This is a genomic window from Streptomyces sp. NPDC058295, assembly GCF_042880655.1.
Classification (GTDB): Bacteria; Actinomycetota; Actinomycetes; order Streptomycetales; family Streptomycetaceae; genus Streptomyces; species Streptomyces coriariae.
Genome location: NZ_JBHVYO010000032.1, coordinates 75110 through 97710, shown reverse-complemented (window position 1 = coordinate 97710; position 22601 = coordinate 75110). Strand labels below are relative to the sequence as shown.

Annotated in this window: 21 protein-coding genes and 1 pseudogene; 14 read left to right on the top strand and 8 right to left on the bottom strand. The window is 71.4% G+C overall.

The window, feature by feature from the left end:
• Positions 1-180 precede the first annotated feature (180 nt).
• Positions 181-735 carry a hypothetical protein gene (locus tag ACFVYS_RS29755; protein ID WP_389506970.1) on the top strand — a complete coding sequence of 185 codons (555 nt, stop codon included), beginning with the start codon at positions 181-183 and terminating at the stop codon, positions 733-735.
• Positions 736-829: 94 nt separating this feature from the next.
• On the top strand, positions 830-1291 hold the full coding sequence (locus ACFVYS_RS29750) for a hypothetical protein (protein WP_389506994.1): 462 nt from the start codon (positions 830-832) through the stop codon (positions 1289-1291).
• Positions 1292-1306: 15 nt separating this feature from the next.
• On the opposite strand, the gene ACFVYS_RS29745 is transcribed toward ACFVYS_RS29750, so the two are convergent.
• Both ACFVYS_RS29745 and ACFVYS_RS29740 read right to left on the bottom strand, forming a co-directional pair.
• Entirely contained in the window at positions 1307-1480 is a 174-nt protein-coding gene (locus tag ACFVYS_RS29745) for a DUF397 domain-containing protein (RefSeq protein ID WP_389506968.1), read from the bottom strand.
• 4 nt (positions 1481-1484) lie between these two features.
• A pseudogene (locus tag ACFVYS_RS29740) lies at positions 1485-1664 on the bottom strand (Scr1 family TA system antitoxin-like transcriptional regulator); the annotation flags it as partial.
• Between the two features lie 199 nt (positions 1665-1863).
• On the opposite strand from ACFVYS_RS29740, the gene ACFVYS_RS29735 reads away from it, so the two are divergent.
• The 4 genes from ACFVYS_RS29735 (at position 1864) to ACFVYS_RS29720 (ending at position 5671) form a co-directional block, all read left to right on the top strand.
• Positions 1864-2496 (top strand): RNA polymerase sigma factor, encoded by a 633-nt coding sequence (locus ACFVYS_RS29735; protein WP_389506966.1) that lies wholly within the window; start codon positions 1864-1866, stop codon positions 2494-2496.
• A 94-nt stretch (positions 2497-2590) separates the two neighbouring features.
• On the top strand, positions 2591-3526 hold the full coding sequence (locus ACFVYS_RS29730; protein ID WP_389506964.1) for a hypothetical protein: 936 nt from the start codon (positions 2591-2593) through the stop codon (positions 3524-3526).
• A gap of 292 nt (positions 3527-3818) precedes the next feature.
• Entirely contained in the window at positions 3819-4478 is a 660-nt protein-coding gene (locus tag ACFVYS_RS29725) for an RNA polymerase sigma factor (RefSeq protein WP_389506962.1), read from the top strand.
• A complete protein-coding gene (locus tag ACFVYS_RS29720) occupies positions 4478-5671 on the top strand; it encodes a hypothetical protein (protein ID WP_389506960.1) in 1194 nt (397 codons plus the stop codon). Before ACFVYS_RS29725 ends, ACFVYS_RS29720 begins: the two co-directional genes overlap by 1 nt.
• 215 nt (positions 5672-5886) lie before the next feature.
• Here ACFVYS_RS29720 and ACFVYS_RS29715 read toward each other — a convergent pair whose 3' ends face one another.
• Entirely contained in the window at positions 5887-6717 is an 831-nt protein-coding gene (locus ACFVYS_RS29715; RefSeq protein WP_389506992.1) for a L,D-transpeptidase family protein, read from the bottom strand.
• Between the two features lie 263 nt (positions 6718-6980).
• On the opposite strand from ACFVYS_RS29715, the gene ACFVYS_RS29710 reads away from it, so the two are divergent.
• Together ACFVYS_RS29710 and ACFVYS_RS29705 are read left to right on the top strand one after the other, a co-directional pair.
• Positions 6981-8561, top strand: a complete 1581-nt coding sequence (locus tag ACFVYS_RS29710) for a methylmalonyl-CoA mutase (RefSeq protein WP_389506958.1) — start codon at positions 6981-6983, stop codon at positions 8559-8561.
• Positions 8562-8657: 96 nt separating this feature from the next.
• Positions 8658-9233 (top strand): Uma2 family endonuclease, encoded by a 576-nt coding sequence (locus tag ACFVYS_RS29705; protein ID WP_389506956.1) that lies wholly within the window; start codon positions 8658-8660, stop codon positions 9231-9233.
• On the opposite strand, the gene ACFVYS_RS29700 is transcribed toward ACFVYS_RS29705, so the two are convergent.
• Positions 9230-10567, bottom strand: coding sequence for an FAD-dependent monooxygenase (locus ACFVYS_RS29700; protein ID WP_389506990.1), 1338 nt, complete (start codon positions 10565-10567; stop codon positions 9230-9232). The two genes, ACFVYS_RS29705 and ACFVYS_RS29700, sit on opposite strands and share 4 nt — an antisense overlap.
• 76 nt (positions 10568-10643) lie before the next feature.
• Here ACFVYS_RS29700 and ACFVYS_RS29695 point away from each other — a divergent pair, with 76 nt between their 5' ends.
• From ACFVYS_RS29695 to ACFVYS_RS29680, 4 genes are all read left to right on the top strand, one after another.
• Entirely contained in the window at positions 10644-11294 is a 651-nt protein-coding gene (locus ACFVYS_RS29695) for a TetR/AcrR family transcriptional regulator C-terminal domain-containing protein (protein ID WP_389506955.1), read from the top strand.
• A gap of 113 nt (positions 11295-11407) precedes the next feature.
• Positions 11408-12433, top strand: a complete 1026-nt coding sequence (locus ACFVYS_RS29690; protein ID WP_389506953.1) for a glycosyltransferase family 2 protein — start codon at positions 11408-11410, stop codon at positions 12431-12433.
• Positions 12423-12917, top strand: coding sequence for a GtrA family protein (locus ACFVYS_RS29685; protein ID WP_389506951.1), 495 nt, complete (start codon positions 12423-12425; stop codon positions 12915-12917). Before ACFVYS_RS29690 ends, ACFVYS_RS29685 begins: the two co-directional genes overlap by 11 nt.
• Positions 12914-14182, top strand: a complete 1269-nt coding sequence (locus tag ACFVYS_RS29680) for an NAD(P)/FAD-dependent oxidoreductase (RefSeq protein WP_389506949.1) — start codon at positions 12914-12916, stop codon at positions 14180-14182. Before ACFVYS_RS29685 ends, ACFVYS_RS29680 begins: the two co-directional genes overlap by 4 nt.
• Positions 14183-14256: 74 nt before the next feature.
• Here ACFVYS_RS29680 and ACFVYS_RS29675 read toward each other — a convergent pair whose 3' ends face one another.
• Positions 14257-15993, bottom strand: a complete 1737-nt coding sequence (locus ACFVYS_RS29675; RefSeq protein WP_389506947.1) for a hypothetical protein — start codon at positions 15991-15993, stop codon at positions 14257-14259.
• 205 nt (positions 15994-16198) lie between these two features.
• On the opposite strand from ACFVYS_RS29675, the gene ACFVYS_RS29670 reads away from it, so the two are divergent.
• Positions 16199-17182 (top strand): glycosyltransferase family 2 protein, encoded by a 984-nt coding sequence (locus ACFVYS_RS29670; protein WP_389506945.1) that lies wholly within the window; start codon positions 16199-16201, stop codon positions 17180-17182.
• Entirely contained in the window at positions 17179-18534 is a 1356-nt protein-coding gene (locus ACFVYS_RS29665; protein ID WP_389506943.1) for a polysialyltransferase family glycosyltransferase, read from the top strand. Before ACFVYS_RS29670 ends, ACFVYS_RS29665 begins: the two co-directional genes overlap by 4 nt.
• 130 nt (positions 18535-18664) lie before the next feature.
• Here ACFVYS_RS29665 and ACFVYS_RS29660 read toward each other — a convergent pair whose 3' ends face one another.
• The 3 genes from ACFVYS_RS29660 to ACFVYS_RS29650 all read right to left on the bottom strand — a co-directional run bounded on the left by ACFVYS_RS29660 (position 18665) and on the right by ACFVYS_RS29650 (position 22426).
• Complete coding sequence (locus tag ACFVYS_RS29660; protein ID WP_389506941.1) at positions 18665-19822, bottom strand: acyltransferase family protein; 1158 nt, start codon at positions 19820-19822, stop codon at positions 18665-18667.
• A gap of 271 nt (positions 19823-20093) precedes the next feature.
• Positions 20094-21446, bottom strand: a complete 1353-nt coding sequence (locus ACFVYS_RS29655; protein WP_389506939.1) for a polysialyltransferase family glycosyltransferase — start codon at positions 21444-21446, stop codon at positions 20094-20096.
• Positions 21446-22426 (bottom strand): glycosyltransferase family 2 protein, encoded by a 981-nt coding sequence (locus ACFVYS_RS29650; protein ID WP_389506938.1) that lies wholly within the window; start codon positions 22424-22426, stop codon positions 21446-21448. The genes ACFVYS_RS29655 and ACFVYS_RS29650 overlap by 1 nt, the downstream gene beginning before the upstream one ends.
• Between the last annotated feature and the right edge of the window lie 175 nt (positions 22427-22601).

Here is a 22601-nt window from a genome sequence, read left to right as displayed (position 1 = left end):
GCGTCGGTGAACCGTACGTTCCGCGCGCTGCCGCGCGGCCGGCTCGGGGGAGGGCCGGGCGCGGCCTCCCCTCCCCTTCTCGTTGGCTGAAAAGGCCCGCCTGTGACACTCCTGGCCCGTCGCACGCAGTAAGGGGAAGTGCGGGCTCCGTAAGGTCGGTGCCCTGGCGAGGAGGCGTGGATGAGCCTGGTGGAACTGATCGCTCAGGCCGACGAACGCGGACTGGCCGCCAGTGGGCTGGCTTGTTTGGATCGGTGCATACCCCTGCTCGGGGGTGACGACGAGAGCCTGCGGCCGCTGTGGGGCGCCCTCACGGAGGACTCCGACGCCGCCGACTGGGGCGAGCTGCTGGAACAGGCGCGCGGCAAGCTGGCGTCGGCCGCGGAGGAGGGCGACGAGGCCGAGCTCCTGGCCCGGCGGATGCTGGCCGCCGCACCCGACGACCGTTCCGCGGCCGAGGTGCGGCTCTGGGCCGACGCCTGCTCCGTCGCCTCGCTGCAGATCCACCGCCTCCTCGACCCGGCCGAGGACGCCTCCCCGGTCGACTCCCGCCGGGAAGGCCGTACGGAGGGCATGTCCCCCCTCGTCGCCGCCGAGCTGCGCCGCCAGGTCACCGTCCTGGAGGTGCTCGCCGGTCATGGCGCGGGCGGACTGCGCCGGGCGCTCGAGGTGTCCACGGAGGGCCGCCGGGTGCTGCGCGCGGTGGTCTCGCGGCGGGCCCGTGGACGTAAGTGAGCGCGATGCGGGGAATGTGGGGCGGTCCTGCACCGGTCTCGGAACGGCCCCGAATATGAGTGACACAACCCGCGCCGACCTCGCTTTTCCTGATGTGACGCGCAGGACGACCGACCAGACCGACCGGACCGACCGGACCGACCGGAGCGACCGGAGCGACCGGAACGAGCGGAGCGAACGGCCCGACCGGCCCTCCGCCGCCGCGAAGCCCGTGCGGTGGGCGGCGGAGGCGGTGGCCGCAGCGCCCGACGGCATCCGGCCCCATCTCGACCACTCCGCGCAGAGCCTGTGGCGTGTCGACCGCCTGATCGAGGAGCTGCGGCGCGAGGGCTCGCCGTACACCGCCGTGGCGAACGTGCTGCGCGGGCTCGGCGCCTACGCCGGCGAGGTGATCGTCCGGCAGACCGGCGGCGAGTGGTGGGGCTCCGCCGGCGACCACTGGGTCCGCACCCCCGACGGCCGCCTCTGGGAACCCCTCGACGAGTCCCGCCGCTGCTTCGGCGGCCACGGGTCCTTGCGGTTGCTGTGCAGGGACGCGATGCGGGGGCGGCGCTAGCCGCACCCCGCCCGCTCAGCGCTCCTTGAGCCCGTCGAGGAACGCGACGAATGTGTCTGCGGGGAAGGTGAGGGTGGCTCGGTCGGGGGCCTTGGAGTCACGGATCGCTAGGTGAGGGTGATGGTGGGCGACTTCGACGCAGGCATCGCCCTGGCCGCCGCCGGAGTAGGAAGACTTCTTCCAGGTCAATGCGTTACAGCTCCTTCGCCAACCGGTGGATGAAGTCACGCGAACACTCGGGCTCGAGTGACACTGCCTCTACCCTGCGAAAGAGCGTTCGGTAGCGGCCGAGTTGGGCCTCGGTGTCGATGAACACGGGACCGCTGGGTCCGTCGCGCACCACCGTGTCCAGTTTGGACACGGGACCACCCGCGCCGGGGCAAGTTCGTGTGGTGCGAACTGGCCGCGGCCTGAGCGAGACCGCGCCGGGCGGGCCCGGTGGCGCATTCGTCCCCTGTGACACTTCTGCGCGGCCCGGCGCTGAATGACCGTGAGGGCGTGGCCGTGTTCGGACCAGGGGTCCGGCGGGGGAGTCGCGCGCCGGAACGAACTCCGCACGAACGAGGACAGTCTTGGGCCAGGGAGGGGAATCCCGGCGCGCGCAGGCGTACGACGGGGAACTGGGCGCGGCCGTGACACGGGCCCAGGACGGCGACGAGGCCGCGTTCGCCGTGGCGTACCGGATCGTGCAGCCCGGACTGCTCGGCTACCTGCGCGGGATCGTCGGCGACGACGCCGAGGACGTGGCCTCCGACGCCTGGCTGGAGATCGCCCGGGACCTGGGGCGGTTCAAGGGCGACGGCGCCGGGTTCCGCGGCTGGACCGCGACCATCGCCCGGCACCGGGCCCTCGACCATCTGCGCCGACTGCGGGTCCGGCCCCGGTCGGCGGTGCTGGACCAGGACGTCGTCGTCGACCTGGCCGGCCCGCACAGCACACACGACGAGGCGCTGGAGTCGCTCTCCACCGAGCACGCCCTCGAACTGGTCCGCGGGCTGCCGCGCGATCAGGCCGAGGCGGTGCTGCTGCGGGTGGTCGTCGGGTTGGACGGGCCCGCCGCGGCCCGCGTCCTCGGCAAGCGCCCCGGCGCCGTCCGTACGGCCGCGCACCGGGGTCTCAAACGGCTGGCCCAGCAGCTCGGTGCCGCGGGCGCGGGCGAAGGTGTGACGGATGGCGGCCCCCGAACGCTGGGGGAGTCGACATGAACGGTGCGGGCCGCGGACCGTATGGATCGGTGGCGGGCCCGGCCACCAGGTCGAACGGCCTGATCGGACGGACGGGACAGAGGCGGAAACGGACATGGGTGAACGGCTGAACGACGGCGCGGGCCACAGCCGTCGGCGCGCACACCCCGTGGACGCCGCCGACGACGAAGCCACCACCGACACACCAGGGACGGCGACACCCCCGCTGGAGGCGCTGCTCGTCCAGGCCCTGACCGCTCAGGCACCGTCTCCTCAGGCACCGTCTCCTCAGGCACCGTCTCCTCAGGCCCTGCCTTCGCAGGCCCCGCGCGCTGAGGGCGTGCGCGGGCCCGGTGACGGCGAGCGGCGGGCCGTCGCCGCATTTCGGGCCGCCCGGGACGCGGGTGCGCACAGGGCCCGTACCCGACGCCGGGACGACTGGCGGCCCAGGGCCCGGCGGCACACGGCCCGCTCGCTGCGGGCCACGCTCTCCGTGCTGGTCGCCGGACTCACCCTGGGCGGGGTCGCGTTCGCCGCCGTCGGATCCTCCACGAACGGCGTCGCCGCCGGCGCGGGCCGCCCCGAACCGGCGGCAACCCTGCCAGGCGCCTCCGGGGCCCGGTCCGCCGACACCGTTTCCGCGCGCCCCCGGCCGCCCGCCGCCGACCGGGACCGTCCCCTGAGCGCCGAGGACACCGACGCGCACTGCCGTGCCTACGAGAAGGTCCTCGGGCGCGGCAAGGCGACGGACTCCACCGCCTGGCAGCGACTCGTGACGGCGGCGGGCGGCGCGGAGAACGTCGTGGCCTACTGCGAGGCGGCGACAGCGGCAGCCACGGCATCGAAATCGGCATCGAAATCGGCAGCGGAATCGGGATCGGCCGGGGGCGGGGCGAAGTCCGGCAAGAGCCCGAAGGCGGACAAGACTCCGGAGGCCGGGGCCGGGAAGACACAGCAGGCCGAGCCTGCCCCGAAGGCCGGGAAGACGCCCGGGGCCGGGCAGAGTGCCAAGGCCACCAAAGCCACCAGGAGCGGGGCCGAGGGCCGGTAACCGGTTGCCGCCAAAGCAACGGCCGAGGCCGCCACCCCCCACAGGAGAGGCCCCGGCCGTCGCGCGGCACGGGCCGCGCGGCGGCCCGTACTCCCTACAGCGCCATGAGTGCGTTTTCTGTCACACCCCGCGCGCGCCCGCTCGCGTCACGAGTTAGTTGCATGTTCTACGGACATGGACGTGCGGCGGTTTCAGGTCGTAACGTGCCTTTCGCGCCGGACGGCCAAGCGGCAGACCACCGCAACGACCAGCGGTCCAGAAAACCGCGCACCATCGACCGAGGAACCACGACGTGGGGGACGACGCGGAGCTGACAGCCGCGGTGCTCGCGGCACAGAACGGGGACGAGACCGCGTTCCGGACTGTGTACCGCACGGTGCACCCGCGGCTGCTCGGGTACGTACGCACGCTCGTCGGCGACCTCGACGCCGAGGACGTGTCCTCCGAGGCCTGGCTCCAGATAGCCCGGGACCTGGAGCGGTTCAGCGGCGACGCGGACCGCTTCCGCGGCTGGGCCGCCCGGATCGCCCGCAACCGCGCCCTGGACCACATACGCATGCGCGGCCGGCGCCCCGCGACGGTCGCCGACGAGACCGAACTGACCGGCCGGCCCGCCGAGTCCGACACCGCGGGCGAGGCCATGGAGGCGCTGGCCACCGGCCGCACCCTGGGCCTCATAGCCCGGCTGCCGCAGGACCAGGCAGAGGCCGTCGTGCTGCGGGTCGTCATGGGCCTGGACGCCAAGACGGCCGCCGAGACGCTCGGCAAACGCCCCGGTGCCGTGCGTACGGCCGCCCACCGCGGTCTGAAGAAGCTCGCCGAACTGCTCGGCGAGGACCCGGAGACGGCCGGCGCGCTCGACGCACTGCCCTCCCAGCGAGAACCGCGCCCACGCGCGGTGACGTCCGCCGGTGTGACGCATACGCGCGCGCGGACGCAGAAGGACATGTGATGGCCGACAAGCAGGACAGGTGGCTCGATCGCGAAACGGCGGAGCGTCTGCTGCGCGGTGAGTCACCGGACAACGCTGTCGACGCTGTCGATGCCGTGGCCCGGGAAGAGGCCGAGCGGCTCGCCCGGACCCTCGCCGCGCTCGCCGCGCTGGCCGCCGAGCCCCTGCCCGCCGACGAGGAACTGCCCGGTGAGGCCGCGGCCCTGGCCGCCTTCCGCAAGGTCCACGCGGACCGCGCCGACCTCGCGGGACGGGCCGGTCCCGCCGGCCTCGCGACGGGTCGCGCCGGCCCCGACGCCGGGACGACGTCCGCCGCCACCGGTCGGCTCCGGGTCACGGACACCGCCGACGCGGGACTGGTGCGCATCGGCGGGCGCGTTGCGGAAACCGGGCGTCCGGCCCGGTGGAGCCGACCCGTACGGCTCGGGCTGGCCGCCGCCCTCGCCGCCGGGATGGTGGGCGGGATCGCGGCCGGGACCGGTGTCCTGCCGACCCCGTTCGACGGCGCCGAACCCGCCCGTCCCGTGGCATCCGTCTCGGCCCCCGTGCCCCCGGACGAGCGCGCGCTCGTACCGCCCGCGCCGGAGGCCTCGGGCAGCGACGAGGACCCGGCGACACCGGACGGTACGGGCGCCACCGGCCGCGAGGACACCGGGAACGGGACATCGGACGGCGCCCCCTCGGCCACCCCGGACCCCGGCGGCTCCTGGCCGACCGGCGTGGCCTCGTCCTGCCTCGACCTGAGCGCCGGCCGCACCCTGGACACCGAGCGCCGCCAGACCCTGGAGCACCTCGCGGGCGGCCCGGAACGCGTGCCGAACTACTGCGCGGGCGTCCTCGACGGCACCGCCGCCGGAAACTCCCGAGGCGACGACCGCACTCCGAACGGCACCACCGGCCGGGACACCGGAAAGAACCAGAGCGACCGCGGCGGCCGCGGCGGCGCCACGGGCGACAGGTCCGGTTCGGGCGACAAGGGCGGCTCCGACGACGACGGCGACGGCGACGGGGGCCGTGATCGAGATCGTGACGGTGACCGTGACCGTGACCGGGGTCGTGGCCACGGTGGCCGTGGCGAGGGGCACGACGGCGGCCACGGCAGTGACGGTGGCGGTGACGGCCGTGGCCGGGGCGGCTCCGGCGGTTCCGGCGCCGGCCAGTCCGGCGGAAGCTCGTCTTCTCACCACCGCTGACCTGCGGTTTCGCGGATCGCCGAAGTTTCTTCGCCAGGGGTGTGACGTTTTCGGCGGCCGGAGCGCAGTAAGAAGTGAGCCGACTGGTCATCGGCCCTTGCACAGAGCCGGGGTTCCCCCCGTACTTCCGGCTCGTGCGCTCGGCGCGGGCGGGACACGTTCCCCCGGTCCCGCTCGCGCCCCAAACACCTCACCTCTCTCGCGCGGCACCGCGCTCACCAGGACACGACGACCTTGTCGCCGTTCCTGACCTGCGCGAACAGACTCGCGATCGCCGTCTCGTCCCGCACGTTGACGCATCCGTGCGAGGCCCCCGCGTAGCCGCGGGCGGCGAAGTCGGACGAGTAGTGCACCGCCTGCCCGCCGCTGAAGAACATCGCGTACGGCATCGGTGAGTGGTAGAGCGTGGACACATGGTCGCGGGACTTCCAGTAGACGTGGAACACACCCTCCCGGGTGGGCGTGTACTGCGAGCCGAAGCGGACCGACATCGTCGTCAGGGTCCGGCCGTCGACCATCCAGCGCAGGGTCCTGGTCGTCTTGTCGATGCACAGCACCCGCCCGGACAGGCAGCGGGGATCGGGCGCGGCGGCCGGCTGGCCGCCCATCAGATACAGCTCCCACTCCCCGGGTTCATGGGTCATCCCCAGCAGCCGCTGCCAGGTGACGGTGTCCGTCCGCCCCGTCACCGGCAGCCCGCGCTTGCCCTGGAAACCCTTCACGGCCTCCTCGGTGACCCCGCCGTACGTGCCCGTGGGCCCCTCGAACAGCCAGGCGATCTGACGCAGCCGGGCCTGGAGCTCGCGGACGTCGCGTCCCTGGTCGCCGCGCGACCACAGGACCGCGGGCGGCCGGGCGCCGGTGGCCGGGGCGCTCGGCCTGTCGTCGGTGGTGGTCCGGGCCGGCGGCGACGGCGAGGCCGTCCGGCCGACGCCGGAAGGCACGGGCGAGCGCGCCTCCCCGTCCGCGTCCGGGCCCTGCACACTGCACCCGCACACCGTCACCAGAGCCGCCGTGCCGGCCAGGACGGCGATCGATCTCCGCATCCGCATGCCTGAGATGTTCCCCCGGGATGACGCCTCGCGAACGGAGCGGCATTGTGGTGACCGGCACCGCGAACAGTCTGTGAGGAAGGTCCCAGCGTGGTCCTCTGCGCCGGGTGTGCGCGCGCCGATACAGTCCGTCGGACGGCCGCTCCGTACTGACGGGTAACCGGCGGTACGTTCGGCAGGTGACCGACAGGTGACCCGAGTGGTCGAAGCAGCGGGAATCGAAGCAGCGGGAATGCTCAGCGGGAGGCATCACACCCATGGCGCGTGAGTCGGAGTCCGGACTGCCCATCGAGCCGGTGTACGGGCCGGAGGACCTGGCGGGCTGGGACCCGGCCCGGCAGCTGGGCGAACCGGGCGAGTACCCCTTCACCCGGGGCGTCTACCCGTCGATGTACACCGGCCGCCCCTGGACCATGCGCCAGTACGCGGGCTTCGGCACGGCGGTGGAGTCCAACGCCCGCTACCAGCAGCTGATCGCCAACGGCACGATGGGCCTGTCGGTCGCCTTCGACCTGCCCACCCAGATGGGCCACGACTCGGACGCCCCGATCGCGAGCGGCGAGGTCGGCAAGGTGGGCGTGGCCATCGACTCGGTCGAGGACATGCGGGTGCTGTTCGGCGGGATCCCGCTGGACAAGGTGTCCACGTCGATGACGATCAACGCCCCCGCGGCCCTGCTGCTGCTCATGTACCAGCTGGTCGGCGAGGAGCAGGGCGTCCCGGCCGACAAGCTCACGGGCACGATCCAGAACGACGTGCTGAAGGAGTACATCGCGCGGGGCACGTACATCTTCCCGCCGAAGCCCTCGCTCCGGCTGATCGCCGACATCTTCAAGTACTGCAAGGCCGAGATCCCGAAGTGGAACACGATCTCGATCTCCGGCTACCACATGGCGGAGGCGGGCGCGTCCCCGGCGCAGGAGATCGCCTTCACCCTGGCCGACGGCATCGAGTACGTCCGTACGGCCGTCGCGGCCGGCATGGACGTGGACGACTTCGCGCCCCGCCTGTCCTTCTTCTTCGTGGCCCGGACGACGATCCTCGAAGAGGTCGCGAAGTTCCGTGCCGCGCGCCGGATCTGGGCGCGGGTGATGCGCGAGGAGTTCGGCGCGCAGAACCCCAAGTCGCTGATGCTCCGCTTCCACACGCAGACGGCCGGCGTCCAGCTGACGGCCCAGCAGCCGGAGGTGAACCTGGTCCGGGTCGCGGTCCAGGGTCTGGCCGCGGTCCTCGGCGGCACCCAGTCCCTGCACACGAACTCCTTCGACGAGGCGATCGCGCTGCCCACGGACAAGAGCGCCCGCCTCGCCCTGCGCACCCAGCAGGTGCTGGCCTACGAGACGGACGTGACCGCGACCGTCGACCCCTTCGCGGGCTCCTATGTCGTCGAGAAGATGACCGACGACGTCGAGGCGGCGGCCGTCGAGCTGATGAAGAAGGTCGAGGACCTCGGCGGCGCCGTCGCCGCCATCGAGCACGGCTTCCAGAAGTCCGAGATCGAGCGCTCCGCCTACCGGATCGCCCAGGAGACCGACTCCGGCGAGCGGGTCGTGGTCGGCGTCAACCGCTACCAGCTCGACACGGAGGAGCCCTACGAGCCGCTGCGCGTCGACCCGGCCATCGAGGCCCAGCAGGCCGAGCGCCTCGCGAAGCTGCGCGCGGGGCGGGACCAGGCGGCGGTGGACGCGGCCCTGGACGCCCTGAGGAAGGCCGCCGAGGGTGAGGACAACGTCCTGTACCCGATGAAGGACGCGCTGCGGGCCCGGGCGACGGTGGGCGAGGTGTGCAACGCCCTCCGGGGGGTCTGGGGGACGTACGTGCCGTCGGATGCGTTCTGAGCTGGGCGATTCCTCCGAATGGGTGATCGGGGGCGGAAATCGCCCGTTCGCGGCTACTCTCGTGAAAAGTGCTCCCGAAAGGAGGTTGCCGTGGCTGTGATAGAGCGCGAGATGACGATGGCTGAGGCCGCCGACCGTATCTCCACCTGGCTGCCCGGACACCGCGTGGAGATCATTCGAGGGAGCATCATCGTGTCACCGCCGCCGGATGAGCCGCATCAGGGAACGGTGTTCGAGGTCGGCTACGAGTTCCGGCGGGCCGGGGCCAAGGAGGCCGGTCTCAAGGTTCGTCCGGGTATCGGCCTGTGGTTGCCGTCCGGGCCGGCGGACTATGCGATTCCGGATTTGTCGATCGTCGAGGCTGACATCGGTGACGCGCTCGTACGGAAGAACTGCTATGCCCCACACGTCTTCCGCATGGTGCTGGAGGTGACCTCCTCCAACTGGTCCGACGACACGCTCAGCAAGCCGGAGGTGTACGCCGAGGCCGGCATTCCCGTCTACGTGGTGGTCGATCGCAAACACGACGAAATCCTCCTCTACACGGCCCCGGCTGACGGCAAATACCCCGACCCCGTCCGCTACCAGCGAGGCCAGGCCGTCCCCGTTCCCGAGTCCGTCGGTGTCGCTCTTGAACTCTCCGTCGACACCCTCCTCGACGGCGACGACTAGCCGAGGCCGACCCGTGCGCGGTAGGACGCGAGGCCGTCCTCCGTGGCGCCCGCCCAGCCCACGTAGCCGTCCGGGCGGACCAGGAACACCCCGTCCTCCAGGGTCAGCAGGGTCCAGTCCGGGCCCCTGAGCCGGTCGAAGAGGCGGACGCCGTCGACCGTCAGGTCCGGGACGCGGTCGCCGGCGGACAGCGGGCCGGGATTCTCCCGGGTCTCCTCGCTCAGTGACGAGTGCCGGTAGTTCAGGCCCAGTTGGCGGGTCGCCGCCCCCCGCCTCGCCTCGTCGCGGTGGATCGCGGTGGAGAGGCCGAGTACATGCTCGGCGACGGGGCGGCGCTCCTCCTCGTAGGTGTCCAGCAGGGCTTGCGGCGCCAGGCCGCCCAGCACCGCGCCCAGCTTCCAGCCCAGGTTGTACGCGTCCTGGACGCTGGTGTTCAGGCCCTGGCCGCCGGCCGGGGAGTGGACGTGCGCCGCGTCGCCCGCCAGGAAGATCCGTCCCTCGCGGAAGCGACCGGCCAGGGCGGCGCGCGGGCGGAAGTCGGACGCCCAGAAGAGCTCCGTCACCGCGCCGGGTGCGAGGTGGGTGCGCTCCGAGACCAGCTTGCGGACGCCCTCCAGGGAGAGATCCGGATCCGTCCCGCCGGGGAGCCGCGCCACCAGCTGGAACTGGTCCGTCCCGGCCAGCGGGCACAGCGCCAGGAAGCCCGCCTCCGGCCCGCTCGGCGGGAACAGATGCCACCACGCCCGGTCCAGGTCGGGGATGCGCACGTCCGCCACCAGGGCCGCGTCCGGGTCGAGCGTCTCGCCCCTCATCTCGATGCCCAGCGCGCGGCGCACCGCCGAGCGGCCGCCGTCCGCGGCGACGGCGTACCGGGCGCGGACCGGCTCGCCGGCGGCGAAGTGCGCCGTCACGCCCTCGGTGTCCTGCTCGAGCCGTACCACCTCACGGCCGAAGGCCACGGTCCCGCCCAGTTCCGTCAGCCGGGCCAGCAGGATCTCCTGGTTGCGCCACTGCGGGACCATCCAGGGGACGGTGAAGCGGCAGCCCTCCTCGCCGTCCTCCATCGGGTCGAACATCGCGTGCTCGCCGGCCTGCTCGCCGTCCGTCCAGACCATGCCCACCGGGTACGCGCCACCGGCGGCGAGGATCTCGTCGAGGACGCCGAGATCCTCGTAGACCTCCATCGTGCGCGGCTGGAGGCCCTTGCCGCGGGAGCCGGGGGGGAGGGTCTCGCCGCGTTCCACCACCAGCGCGTCCACTCCGCGCCGGGCCAGGTCGATGCCGAGGGCGAGGCCGGTGGGGCCCGCGCCGACGATCAGGACGTCCACGTCCATAGCCATACAACTCTCCTTAACGCTGTTAAGTGCCGTTGCCCATGAGAGTGGCCTTAACGGCGTTAAGCTGTCAAGTGTGAGTACCGAACGACGCGCCCCCCTCGACCGCAAGCGGGTGGCGGACACCGCGCTCAGGCTGCTCGACGAGGTGGGTCTCGACGGGCTGACCCTGCGTGCCATCGCCCGGGAGCTGGACGTCAAGGCGCCCGCCCTGTACTGGCACTTCAAGGACAAACAGGCGCTGCTGGACGAGATGGCGACCGAGATGTTCCGGCGGATGGTCGCGGGCACGGCACTCGACCCCGCCGACACCTGGCAGGACCGGACGCGCAAGGCCAATCACGGGCTGCGCGCGGCGCTGCTCGCCCACCGCGACGGCGCGCGGGTCTTCAGCGGCTCCCGCTTCACCGGCACCGACCACGCCGTCCAGATGGAGCAGAACCTGCGCCTGTTCACGGCCGCCGGCTTCACCCTCGCCGACGCCGTGCGCGCCTCGTCGACCGCGTACGCGTACACCATCGGGTTCGTCACCGAGGAACAGGGCGTGTACCCGCGTCCGGGCGAGCGGCGCGAGGGGTTCGACGTGGCGGAACGCGCCCGGCTGCTCGCCGAGTTCCCGCTGTCGGCGAAGGCGGGCGCGGAGATCTTCGAGGACTACGACCGGCAGTTCGGGGAAGGGCTGGAGATCATCGTGGCCGGCATCGCCGCGCGCTACGGCGTGCGGTAGGCCGGGACCGACGGCCGGCCGGGGCGCGGGCCGGAGCCGTCTGTCGATTCACGGCATTGCACCACACATACCGCGTTCTCATCGCGTTCACATCGCGCACCTAGTTTCGCCGAATGCCTGACATATCCAGCCGGGTGCAGGAGTCCCGCGTGCCTCGTCAGCGGGGTGGCGCCGCACTCGTCTCTTATGTACTGCCCGTCTTCAACGAACAGGACGGGATCCGCCACTTCCACGAGGAGCTCGTGGCGGCACTGCGCGAACGCCCCGAGTACACCTTCGAGTTGGTGTACATCGACGACGGCTCCGCCGACGGCACGTCGCTCATCCTGGAAGACATCGCGAAGAACGACCGGCGCGTCCGGGTCGTCGACTTCGCGCGCAACTTCGGCCACCAGATGGCCATCACGGCCGGTATCGACGAGGCGCGCGGCGATGCCGTGATCGTCATGGACACCGACCTCCAGGATCCGCCGAAGGTCAGCCTCCAGCTGATCGACGCCTGGCGGGACGGCGCGGAGATCGTGCACGCCCGTCGGCGCAGCCGTCAGGACACGCTCTTCAAGCGGACCACCGCGCACGCCTTCTACCGTCTGCTGCGCTCCTCCACCGAGGTGGACATCCCGGTGGACACCGGCGACTTCCGGCTGATGGACCGACGCGCGGCCGAGGAGCTGCGGCGCTTCCGGGAGCGCAGCCGGTTCGTGCGCGGCATGGTCGCCTCGATGGGCTTCCGGCAGAGCGAGGTGCACTTCGACCGGGACGAGCGGTTCGCCGGCGAGACCAAGTACCCGCTGCGCAAGATGGCGCGGCTCGCCATCGACGGCCTGACCGGCTTCTCCACCGCACCGCTGCGGATGATCACCAAGCTGGGTTTCGCGGTGCTCGCGCTCTCCCTCGTCGGCATCTGCTACGCGCTCGGCATGAAGGTGCTGCGGCCCGAGATCACGGTCTCCGGCTGGACGATGCTGATGGTCGTCGTGCTGTTCATGGGCGGTGTGCAGATGCTGTCGCTCGGCGTGCTGGGCAGCTACATCGGACGGACGTACAACGAGGTGCAGGGGCGGCCCCTCTACACCGTGCGGCAGGTCATCTCGCACGACGCGGAGGCCGGCGGTGACGGCACCGGACATGACCACTGAGGACATGGTGCAGGCGGGCGCCCGTACCGGCACCGACGCCCCGGCAGACGGTGACACCCCGTCGGACACCGACACCGACACCGGCACCGGCACCGGCACCGGTACCCGCACCCGCGACCTCCGGCAGCTGATCACCTACGCGCTGGTCGGCGGCAGCGGCGTCCTCCTCGACCTGGGCGCCTTCCTGCTGCTCTACAACGTGGTCGGCCTGCACGAGCAGGTCGCCAACGTGCTCTCCACCAGCCTCGGCATCACCAACAACTTCGTCCTGAACGCCCTGTTCACCTTCGGCAAGCGCGACCGTCTGCTGCTGCGCTATCTGCGCTTCTACGCCGTCGGCCTGACCGGTATCGCCCTGACGTTCGTCCTGCTCGCGGTGTTCTCCCGGGGGCTCGGCGTCGATCCGAACCTGGTGAAGGCGGGCTCGCTGCCGCTGGTGCTGGTCTTCCAGTTCGCGCTCAACAGAAAGTGGAGTTTCGCATGAACCTCGGCGTCATCGGCGCGGGAGCGACCGGCCTCACCGCCGCGTACGACGCGGTCAAGCAGGGCCACGCGGTCACCGTCCTGGAGGCCGCCGACGAACTCGGCGGGCTCGCCGCGTCCATCCCCGTCGGGGGAGTGCCGCTGGAGCGCTACTACCACCACATCTTCCGCAGCGACCGTCAGATGATCGAGCTCATCGAGGAGCTGGGCCTGGGCGGCGACCTGCACTTCCACAAGACCACCACCGGTGTGTTCCGGGGCGGGCGGATCCACCCGTTCAGCACACCGCTGGAGATGCTGACCTCCCCGCTGTACGGCCTGCCCGCCGGCGTCCGCTTCGGTCTGTCCTCGGCGTGGCTGAAGATCGTGCGCGACGGGGAGAAGTTCAACGACCGCACCGCCCTGAGCTGGCTGCGCAAGTGGGCCGGGCGACGGGCCACCGAGGCCGTCTGGGAGCCGTTGCTGCGCGGGAAGTTCGGCGACCGCGCCGAGCAGGTGTCCATGGCCTGGCTGTGGGCGCGGGTCCACTGCCGCACCTTCGAACTCGGCTATATGGACGGCGGGTTCGAGCGGGTGTACACGACGCTGGCCGACCGGATCGCCGAGCGCGGCGGCAAGGTCGAGTTCGGCAAGCGGATGGAGACGATCCGTCAGGACGGCGGCGGCGGACAGGTCACCGTGCGCACCGCCGACGGCGCCTCGTACGCCTTCGACCAGCTGATCGTCACCACTCCGCAGCCCGCCTTCGCCAAGGCCGCCGACGCGCCCGCCGACGACGCCGTCTGGCGCAACCAGTACCTGGGCGCGACCTGCTTCGTGCTGGAGCTGGACCGCAGCGCCATCCCGTACTACTGGCTCAACATCAACGAGCCCGACTTCCCCTTCCTGGCGGTCGTCGAGCACACGCAGATGATCGACCCGGCGCGGTACGGGGGCCGTCACATCCTCTACGTGGGCAACTACGTCGAGCGTGACGACTGGCGCTTCACCACCGAGCCGGCCGAGCTGCTGGAGCGGTTCCTGCCGTGGCTCAGGCGGGTGAACCCGGAGTTCGACCGCTCCTGGATCCAGGACTGGCACTTCTCGCGGGCGCCCTTCGCCCAGCCCGTGGTCACGCCCGAGTACAAGGCGCTGATCCCCGGCCACGAGACCCATCTCGGCGGGGTGACCCTCGCGACGATGGCGCAGATCTACCCGCAGGACCGCGGGCAGAGCTACTCGGTGGAGCTGGGTCACAAGGCGGCGCGCATCGCGGGCGTCGCCTGACCCGGCCCGCCGCACACAGGAACGGCCCCGGCGGGGAGTTGCCGCCGGGGCCGTGCCTGTGCGCCGTACCTGCCTCAGCGGCGCGCCGTGCACACCACGAGCTGCCGCCCCTCCGGCTTGGGGCACTCGTACGCCCTGCGGATGTCGGCGGCGATCCGCGGGTCGATGATGCCCAGCGACAGCCAGCTGGGCTGGTAGACGGCGTAGGCGGCCGGGTGCTCCTGCGTGATGCAGCGCACGTTCTCCCGGGTCGACTCCAGCGAGGGCACGTCGGTGAGCTGCTTGGGCACGTTGAAGAAGGTGGGGAAGGGATACCGGCAGGCGGTCGGATGGCCGATGTAGTAGGCCTGCTGGCCGAAGGTCAGGTACAGGACGGGCACGCCGTCCGGGAGTTCGGCGTCCACCTGCCCGGCCGCCGCTGCCGCCGACCGCGCCTGTTCCTTGAGCTCCGCGTTGGTCGTGACGATCCGCCCCTCGATCACGCGGACTCCGGACAGGGGCCACACGGTGGCGGCCAGGCACACGACGACCGCGAGGACCGGCAGCGCGACCGGAACGCGAAGGGTGCGCGGGCGCGGTGCCCGCACCAGGAGCAGGTCCACCACCCCGGCGAGGAGCGCCGCCGCCGAGGCGAGCCACGCGACGACGTCCGTGTCCACGTCCGCGCGGACGAGGGTGAGCAGGGGGGCCAGTGCGCCGTACAGAAGGGCGAGCACGGTGAGGCACAGCGGAGGCCGGCCGTGGGCGCCGTACCAGCGGCCGATCGCGAGAGCGGTCAGGACCGCGGCCACCACCGGCAGGCTCTCGCCGTGGTAGGCGAACCAGTTGCCCTGGTAGACCACGACGGCCAGACCGACGACGAGAAGCAGCAGCGTGACGAGCACGGCCTCGACGCGCTGCCGGCGTGACGGGAGGGTGGCGGCGAACAGCAGCAGCGCGCCGGGCAGCAGCGCGAGCACCGGCGTCACCGCGATCCGGTCGCCCAGGTAGTCGGCGGTCCGCAGCAGCAGGTCCGAGACGACGACCGGGTCCTTGCCCAGCGCGTGCGCGTTGATGTGCGGCATGTCGCGCAGCCACTGGAGCTCGCGCGAGCCCGACCAGGCGCTGACCGCGAACAGCAGGCCGGTGCCGACGGCGGTCGCGGCGGCGAGCAGCAGGCCCCGTACCCGGTCCACGGCGAAGACCACGAGGAGCGCCATCGCTGCGGTGCCGGCGGTGGAGAACTTCATCAGCACGGCGAGACCGAGCGGCAGCGCGCCGAGCGCGGCGGCCTGCCAGCGGCCGCGGACGCCCAGCGCGGCGGCGACGGCGAGCGTCGCGAAGACGATCGCGAACCACTCCGGCTGCAAGTAGTCGATGACGGGCGCGAAGGCCAGGGTGAGGGCGCTCAGGCCCGAGACGAGCAGCGCGTCCCGCTCGGGCATACGGCGGCGCAGGGTCCGGTGCAGCAGCAGACCGGCCGCCCCGCACAGGGCGAGGCCGATGAGCCGCAGGAGGGCCTCGCGCACCGCGTTCGAGCCGCCGGTGACGGAGTCCAGGCCGTGGAGCAACCAGCGGTAGAAGAAGGGCCGGTGGGCGAATATCTCGGACGGGGAGAGCCCGCTCGCCCCCGTCGTCCGCAGGGCGGCGAGCACATACCGGATGTCGAGAAAGACGCCGGCGGTGAGGGTCGTCCAGATCAGCAGCGCGGCGGTGGTGAGGGCGGTGGTCCACCCCGCGGGAGAGGCGAGGCGCAGCCGACGCGATGCCGGTCCGTGCGGACTCCGCCCGCGCTGCGCGGCGGGTGGAGGTGCGGTGGATATGTCGGTCACGTGCGCGAACGTAGCATCGAATTCCGCGAGAATACGGGGTGATGAAAAGGGGAGGCGTCGGCTCACCCGTTCTTCATCTGCCATTTCCCGACCCGATCCGGATGTCACGTCGAATTCACCTGGGGGTCGGCGACGGGACATGCGGAAGCTGATCCTACTTTCTTAGGATCACTTGACTTTCCGCTGAGAATCCAGGTGCGCACACGTGGCCAACACACCGACCCTGTCCGTCGTCGTCCCCTGCTACAACATCGAGTCATATCTACCCGAGACGGTGACCAGTCTGGTCAACAATGCGCGGGACGACTTCGAGTTCATCTTCGTCGAGGACAGATCCACCAAGGACAGGACCTACGAAGCGCTCCTCGCCCTGACGGAGCGGCTCGGGAACAGCCGGGTGATCCGGCACGAGCGGAACGGCGGACTGGCCACCGCGCGCAACACCGGCATCGACGTCGCGGAAGGCCGCTACCTCACCTTCCTCGACGGCGACGACTGGCTGGCGCCCGGCTATCTGGCCCAGCTGGTGGACGTCGTCGAGCGGTTCGACGTCGACTTCGTACGCACGGACCATGTACAGGTCACCGGCATCGAGCGGGCCGTTCACCGGGCGCCCGAGGGCCGCCGCCACACCCCGCTCGACCCGCGCACCTCGATCCTGCCCGTCGACGACACCACGATGGTCGACTATCCGTACGCCTGGGCCGGTGTCTACCACCGCCGTCTCCTGGACCGGGGCATGCTCCGCTTCCACGACGGGCTGCGCACCGCCGAGGACCGGCCGTGGATCTGGGACCTCCACCGCAGGGCGGAGTCCTACGTCGTCGCCAGCCTGCACGGGGTCTTCTACCGCCGGGGCATCGCCAGTTCGCTCACCCAGATCGGTGACGTGCGCCAGCTGGACTTCTTCCGCTCCTTCGACCTCGTCCTCGCCGAACTCGCCGACGACCCCGAGGCCGACCGGCTGCGCGGGAAGGCGCTGCGCAACTTCTGCGTCGTCATCGCCCACCAGCTGATCGACCGGCGCCGGTTCGAGCGCAGTGTGGCCGCGAAGCTGAAGCGGCTGGCCGCCGGGGCGCTGGGCGGGATGAGCGAGGAGGAACTGAGCGAGGCCGTGGTGGGGATGGGCGAGGAACGTGTACAGGTGCTGCGCCGGGTCCGCGGCGGTATGAAGGGTGTGGCGGCGTGATCCAGATATTCTGCTCGGCCACCCAGTACGCGGCCGCGACCGTCACCGCCGCGATCCGCGCCGGTCTGTTCGGCCCGCGCGAGGGCGTCCGCCGCATCCTCGTCGTCAGCAACACCGCCGCCGCGCCGGAGGTCGGCACCCCGCTGGACCGGATGGCAGGCTTCGAGAAGCTGCGCCCCGAGTTCGACCAGGTGTACTCCTGGAACGAGTTCATCTCCCCGCACCACCCGGCCGGCTGGTCGCCGCGCGCCCAGGACACCCGGCTCTGGGAGAAGGCCGTACGCCTCGCCTGGGACCTGGGCGAGGAAGAGGTCGAGATCGCCTGCGAGTCCATCCAGGCCAACCCGTCCCGCGCGATCGCCGACATCTTCGCGGACAGCCCGATCCACGTGTACGCGGACGGACTGATGAGCTACGGCCCGACCCGCAACCGCATCCCGCACGGTATGAGCAGCCGCATCACCCGCGTGCTCCACCTCGACCTGGTGCCAGGACTGCGGCCGATGCTCCTGTCCGAGTACGGCGTCCGGCCCGAGGCCGTGCCGGGCGAGGCGATGGTCGACGTCCTCGCGCAGATCGGCGAGTCCGGCTCCGGCGTCCTGGCCGAGCGGCTCCCGGCCGACCACCGCGCCACCGCCGTGCTCCTCGGCCAGTACCTCTCCGCGATCGACCTGATCACCCAGGACGAGGAGGAGCGGCTGCACGTCCGCATGCTGCGTGCCGCCGCCCGCGCGGGTCACGAGAACGTGCTGTTCAAGCCGCACCCGAGCGCGCCCGCCGTCTACAGCGAGTCCCTGGAGGCGGCCGCCGGCGAACTCGGCGTACGGCTCACCGTGCTGAACGAACCGATCCTCGCCGAGACGGTCTTCGCCTACCTGAAGCCCGAGCTCGTCATCGGGTGCTTCTCCACGGCACTGATGACCGCCGCCGCCTTCTACGGCATTCCCGTCGCCCGGGTCGGCACGGAGCTGCTCCTGGAACGCATCACACCGTACGAGAACAGCAACCGCGTCCCGCTGACCATCATCGACGTGGCGCTGCCCGACGCGGAGCACGCGGAGCTCGGCGCCCCGCTCGAACTCGCGGGTGCGGCGGAGGAACTGACGCCGCTGATCCGGGCCGTGGGCTACTGCATGCAGTCCCGCAAGTACCACGGCCTGCGCGCCGAGGCGGTCAGCTGGCTCTCCGCGAACCTCGCCGAAGGGTCCCCGTACCAGCGCTACTTCAAGCGCCGGCGCCTCACGAGCCTGCGCCTCCCCGGCGGCGGCCCGATCCGCGCCGAGGCACTGCGCCGCCACCCGGCGGTCCGCCGCGCGGTACGCCGACTGCGGCAGACGACGCGTCAGGGCTAGGCCGCCCGGCACGACGAGGGCGCGGCCCGAACCCTGTCCAGGGTTCGGGCCGCGCCCTCGTCCGGCACGGGTACCGGCGCCCCGAAGGGGCGCGGGGAACTGCGCGATCAGCCCCCACCGGGCCCGCGGATCACTCCGGCGCCCTCCGCGGAGCGGCGAGCGCTCGCTTCAGCCGCGGCCCGATCGGCTTCTCCACGAACCGGTGGAGAAGCCAGGCGATCCCCAGCATCGACAGCACGGTCGTGCCGATCGTCAGGTACGGGCTCAGACCGAAGTCGCGGTACAGCACCCGGATGAAGAACCAGCCCAGGTGCTCGTGGATCAGGTAGAAGGGGTACGTCAGCGCCCCGGCCACCGTCAGCCAGCGCCAGTTCGCCCGGCTCGTCCAGCCCAGGGCCACCGCGCCGACGGCGACGAAGGCGACGAGGACGATCAGCTCGATGACGTACGGGCTGCGGTGGAACTGGCCCTGCGGGCCGGGGTGCCACAGGGCCGTGACCGAGTAGCGCTGGCCGAGCAGGAAGCTGAAGCCGACGATGCCCCACAGCAGCAGGTCGTTGCCGAAGCGGTGGATCAGGTAGAAGGCCAGGCCGCCGATGAAGTACGGGGCGTGGTCACGCATCACCAGCTCGTCGGTGAGCGGGTTGTCGGCGACCCGGGCGAAGACGCCGGCCAGCGTCCACAGGCAGCAGAACATCACCACCCTGCGGTAGGTGACGCCCCGCCAGACCACGAACAGCGCGAAGAGGGCGTAGAAGCGCACCTCCACCCAGAGCGTCCAGTCCACCCCCAGCACCCGGGGCACGCCCATCGGCTGCTGGAGCATGGTGAGGTTGGTGAGGATCTCGTCCGAGCGCAGCGGCGAGGCCACCACCGGCAGGATCAGGCCCGCGGCGGTGACCAGGACGATCGCCGCCCAGTACGCCGGGTACAGCCGGGCGACCCGGGAGCGGAAGAAGTCCCCCATGCTCCGGCCCCAGCTGCTCATGCAGATCACGAACCCGCTGATCAGGAAGAAGAACTGCACGCCCAGGCTGCCGTAGGTGGCGAACTGCGACAGCGTCGGGAACTTCTGGCCGGGGGACTGGTGCCAGGACTGAGCGACCTCGCCGTTCTTGCCGGCGTAGTGGTAGAAGCAGACCATCAGGGCCGCAAGCAGGCGCAGCCCGTCCAGGGCACGCAACCGGCTCTCCGCCCGGGGCCGGACCGGCGCCCGGTCGGGGATGAGCATGTTCAGCCGGAGTGCTGGGGTCGGGGCCGGTGCCGCCGCCTGGTCAGCCGCGCTCATCCTGGGACCTTCCGTGGGATTCATGAGAGGTGTTCCGCCGTGAGGGACGGCCATCGCCGTCGGCTCGACGACGGAACGCTATGCATCTCCGACAAGTCCGGGATGAGTGACGGCTGACTCACCGACGGCGTAAGAATGACGATCCGATGAACAGCTGTCCCGGTATGTCGTGTTTCCGGCAGGGAGCGACGGCCCCGCCGGAGACGCGACCGGATTCCGGAGACGCGACCGGCACTCCGGAAAGGCGACCGGCACTCCGGAGAGACGACCGCTACCGCTTGCCGGTCACCCGCTTCAGGGCCCGCGCCCGGCGCGCCAGGCGGCGGAAGGTCGCGTTGCGCGGGATGAAGGCGAGCTGGCCCGGGACGGCACCGGGGAGGGCCAGCGCCGCCAGGCGCCGGCGCTTGAAGTAGCGCCAGGTGTGCGGGTCGAGGTGCGTGGAGAGGTAGCGCTCCGCCTCGGCCTGCAGCCCCGGGTAGATCTTGGGCTGCATCGCGAAGCCGACGGCCTTGAGAAGCGCGGCCAGCTCCTCCACCCGCTCCGCCGACGGCATGGCCCACGCCTCCACCGCCGGGCCGTCCGCCAGGTCCGGCAGCAGCGCGTCGACGATGGTGAGCGGCACCCGGTTGCTGTTCTGGTACGGCGCGAGCCTGGTCAGCACGGTGCCGGTGCCGACCCGGGCGACCGGGAGACCGTACAGACCGGCGGCGGTGAGCAGCGCGGTGGAGAAGCAGCCGACGACCAGGGCGGGCCGCAGCCGCTGGTAGGTCACCTCCGCGAGGACGGGCCGGTCGAGAACGGCGAGTTCGGCGCCCAGCTTCTTCGCCTCGTCCTCCAGCAGCCGGGACCAGCGGGCGGGCGCCGTGGGGTGCGGCTTGAAGACGAGTCTGCGGTGCCCGAGCGCCACGGCGCCGCGCACCATGCCCAGATGCAGTTCCTCCTCCTCGGCGTCGCCGAGGATGCCGAGCGCCGACAGGTACTGCCCCAGCAGCAGCGCCGGCTGCTCCTCGGGGGCGGGCAACCCGTTCTCGTCCTCGGCCAGTTCGCCCAGCACCTTCAGGAACGCCTCGGACGGCACCAGCACCGGCGGCACGCCGAACTCGGTGAGCAGCAGGGGAGTGAGGCCCGGCACCAGATCGAGGTGCAGCAGCCGGTCGACCCGGGTGCCGACCAGCGGGTCGATCTTGTCGCGCGTGGGGCCGTAGCTCATCAGACCGTCGGCGTAGGCGTCGACGGGCGCGCCGGTGAACAACTGGCACAGCGCCAGCGCCGGGTTCACCTGGATGGACTCCACGGCCAGGTGGACCTCGTCGTCACCGAGGTCCCACAGCAGCCGTACGTACCGCTCCCACATCGGGATGTCGTCCCCGCGGGGGCCCCAGCCGCCGGGGTGGAAGGGGGCGATGGTCTCGTTCCAGGACAGCACCTCGTCGAAGCGCTCACGGATCCGGGCGAAGCCCGGCATGGCGTCGACCGACGGTGTGATCTCCGGGTTGACCGCGTTGTTGGTGACGAGCAGCAGCCTGCGGTCGATCGGTTCGAAGAGCCCGGCGTCCAGGGCCGCGGCCAGGGTCGCGGCCCCGTACAGGGTCGAGACGCAGAAGATCCGGGTCGTGCGAGGCATCAGACGGCCACCGTCCGTGCCGCCACCGGCCTGCGCCGTACCCGCCGCAGCGCACTCGCCCGCTGTACGTCCATCGAGTCCATGACCTCCGCGAGCACGTCCTGCGGCATGCGCTTCAGGGCGGCGGCGCACAGGGAGCGCAGTTTCCTTGCCACGGCGGGTTCGAACCTTTCGATCGAGCCGAGGTGATGCGTCATGATCGCGCAGTAGGTGCGCACCGCCTTGGGCAGCAGTTTCTCGCCCTCGGTGTCCCGTGCCGTCTCCTCGATCACCTGGTCGAAGGCGCGGATGAAGTCCAGCTGCCGTACATCGCCGATCTGGGTGAGGGAGGAGGCCACCCCGCGCCGGTAGTAGACGCCCAGCAGCCCCACCACGGCGAAGGTGTCGGCCTCCCGGTGGAGCTTCCAGATCCAGGGCCGGTCCTCGGCCGTCCGCAGCCCGTCGGTGAAGTGCAGCAGTCCGCGGTCGACGAGACGGCGGTGGTAGATACCGGCCCAGGCGTAGGCGTAGTCCACCGAGGTGGACCGGTCGGCGGGCAGGATCGCCTCCCGCGGGTTCATCACCGTCCCGCGCCGGCCGTGCGGTACGCGGTGAATGCTCCGGGCCCGCGCGGTGCACTGCACGTGGTCGGTGCGGACGAAGTCGCAGCCCAGTTCCTCGATGGCGGCGAGGAGTTGGGGGAAGTATCCGGGCGCCAGCCAGTCATCGCCGTCCAGGAAAGTCAGATAATCGCCACGCGCCTTGTCGATACCGGTGTTTCTCGCGGTCGCCAGCCCTCCGTTCTTTTCGTGTCTGACCAACACCGCGCCCGGTAGTTCTCGCTCCGCACGCGTCAGGATCTCCGAGGTCGCGTCGGTCGAGCAGTCGTCGACCAGAATGAACTCGAAGTCCTCGCGCGCGTTCGAACGCAGGCTCGTCAGGGTGTCGGGCGCGTATTGCTGAACGTTGTAGAACGGCACGATCACGGAAAGCTTGGGCACCTGCGAAACCCTAGAAGGGCCCCCGGCGGCAAAAATTGCTGGTGTGGATACAGGGGGTGAACTCGATGTGTCGGAATGGTGCACCCGCCGCGCTTTCGCTTAATGGGCGGGCCGGTTCGGCGTTCGGTGGCGTGCTGTTAACTTCTCGTTGAGTCGAGGTTGGGTAAAGCAGGGG

Bases quoted from the DNA above. Each gene is read 5' to 3' on its own strand.
- ACFVYS_RS29755 (WP_389506970.1), top strand. From the start codon at position 181: ATGAGCCTGGTGGAACTGATCGCTCAGGCCGACGAACGCGGACTGGCC.
- ACFVYS_RS29730 (WP_389506964.1), top strand. From the start codon at position 2,591: ATGGGTGAACGGCTGAACGACGGCGCGGGCCACAGCCGTCGGCGCGCA.
- ACFVYS_RS29720 (WP_389506960.1), top strand. From the start codon at position 4,478: ATGGCCGACAAGCAGGACAGGTGGCTCGATCGCGAAACGGCGGAGCGT.
- ACFVYS_RS29715 (WP_389506992.1), bottom strand. From the start codon at position 6,717: ATGCGGAGATCGATCGCCGTCCTGGCCGGCACGGCGGCTCTGGTGACG.
- ACFVYS_RS29710 (WP_389506958.1), top strand. From the start codon at position 6,981: ATGGCGCGTGAGTCGGAGTCCGGACTGCCCATCGAGCCGGTGTACGGG.
- ACFVYS_RS29700 (WP_389506990.1), bottom strand. From the start codon at position 10,567: ATGGACGTGGACGTCCTGATCGTCGGCGCGGGCCCCACCGGCCTCGCC.
- ACFVYS_RS29690 (WP_389506953.1), top strand. From the start codon at position 11,408: ATGCCTGACATATCCAGCCGGGTGCAGGAGTCCCGCGTGCCTCGTCAG.
- ACFVYS_RS29685 (WP_389506951.1), top strand. From the start codon at position 12,423: ATGACCACTGAGGACATGGTGCAGGCGGGCGCCCGTACCGGCACCGAC.
- ACFVYS_RS29680 (WP_389506949.1), top strand. From the start codon at position 12,914: ATGAACCTCGGCGTCATCGGCGCGGGAGCGACCGGCCTCACCGCCGCG.
- ACFVYS_RS29660 (WP_389506941.1), bottom strand. From the start codon at position 19,822: ATGAGCGCGGCTGACCAGGCGGCGGCACCGGCCCCGACCCCAGCACTC.
- ACFVYS_RS29655 (WP_389506939.1), bottom strand. From the start codon at position 21,446: ATGCCTCGCACGACCCGGATCTTCTGCGTCTCGACCCTGTACGGGGCC.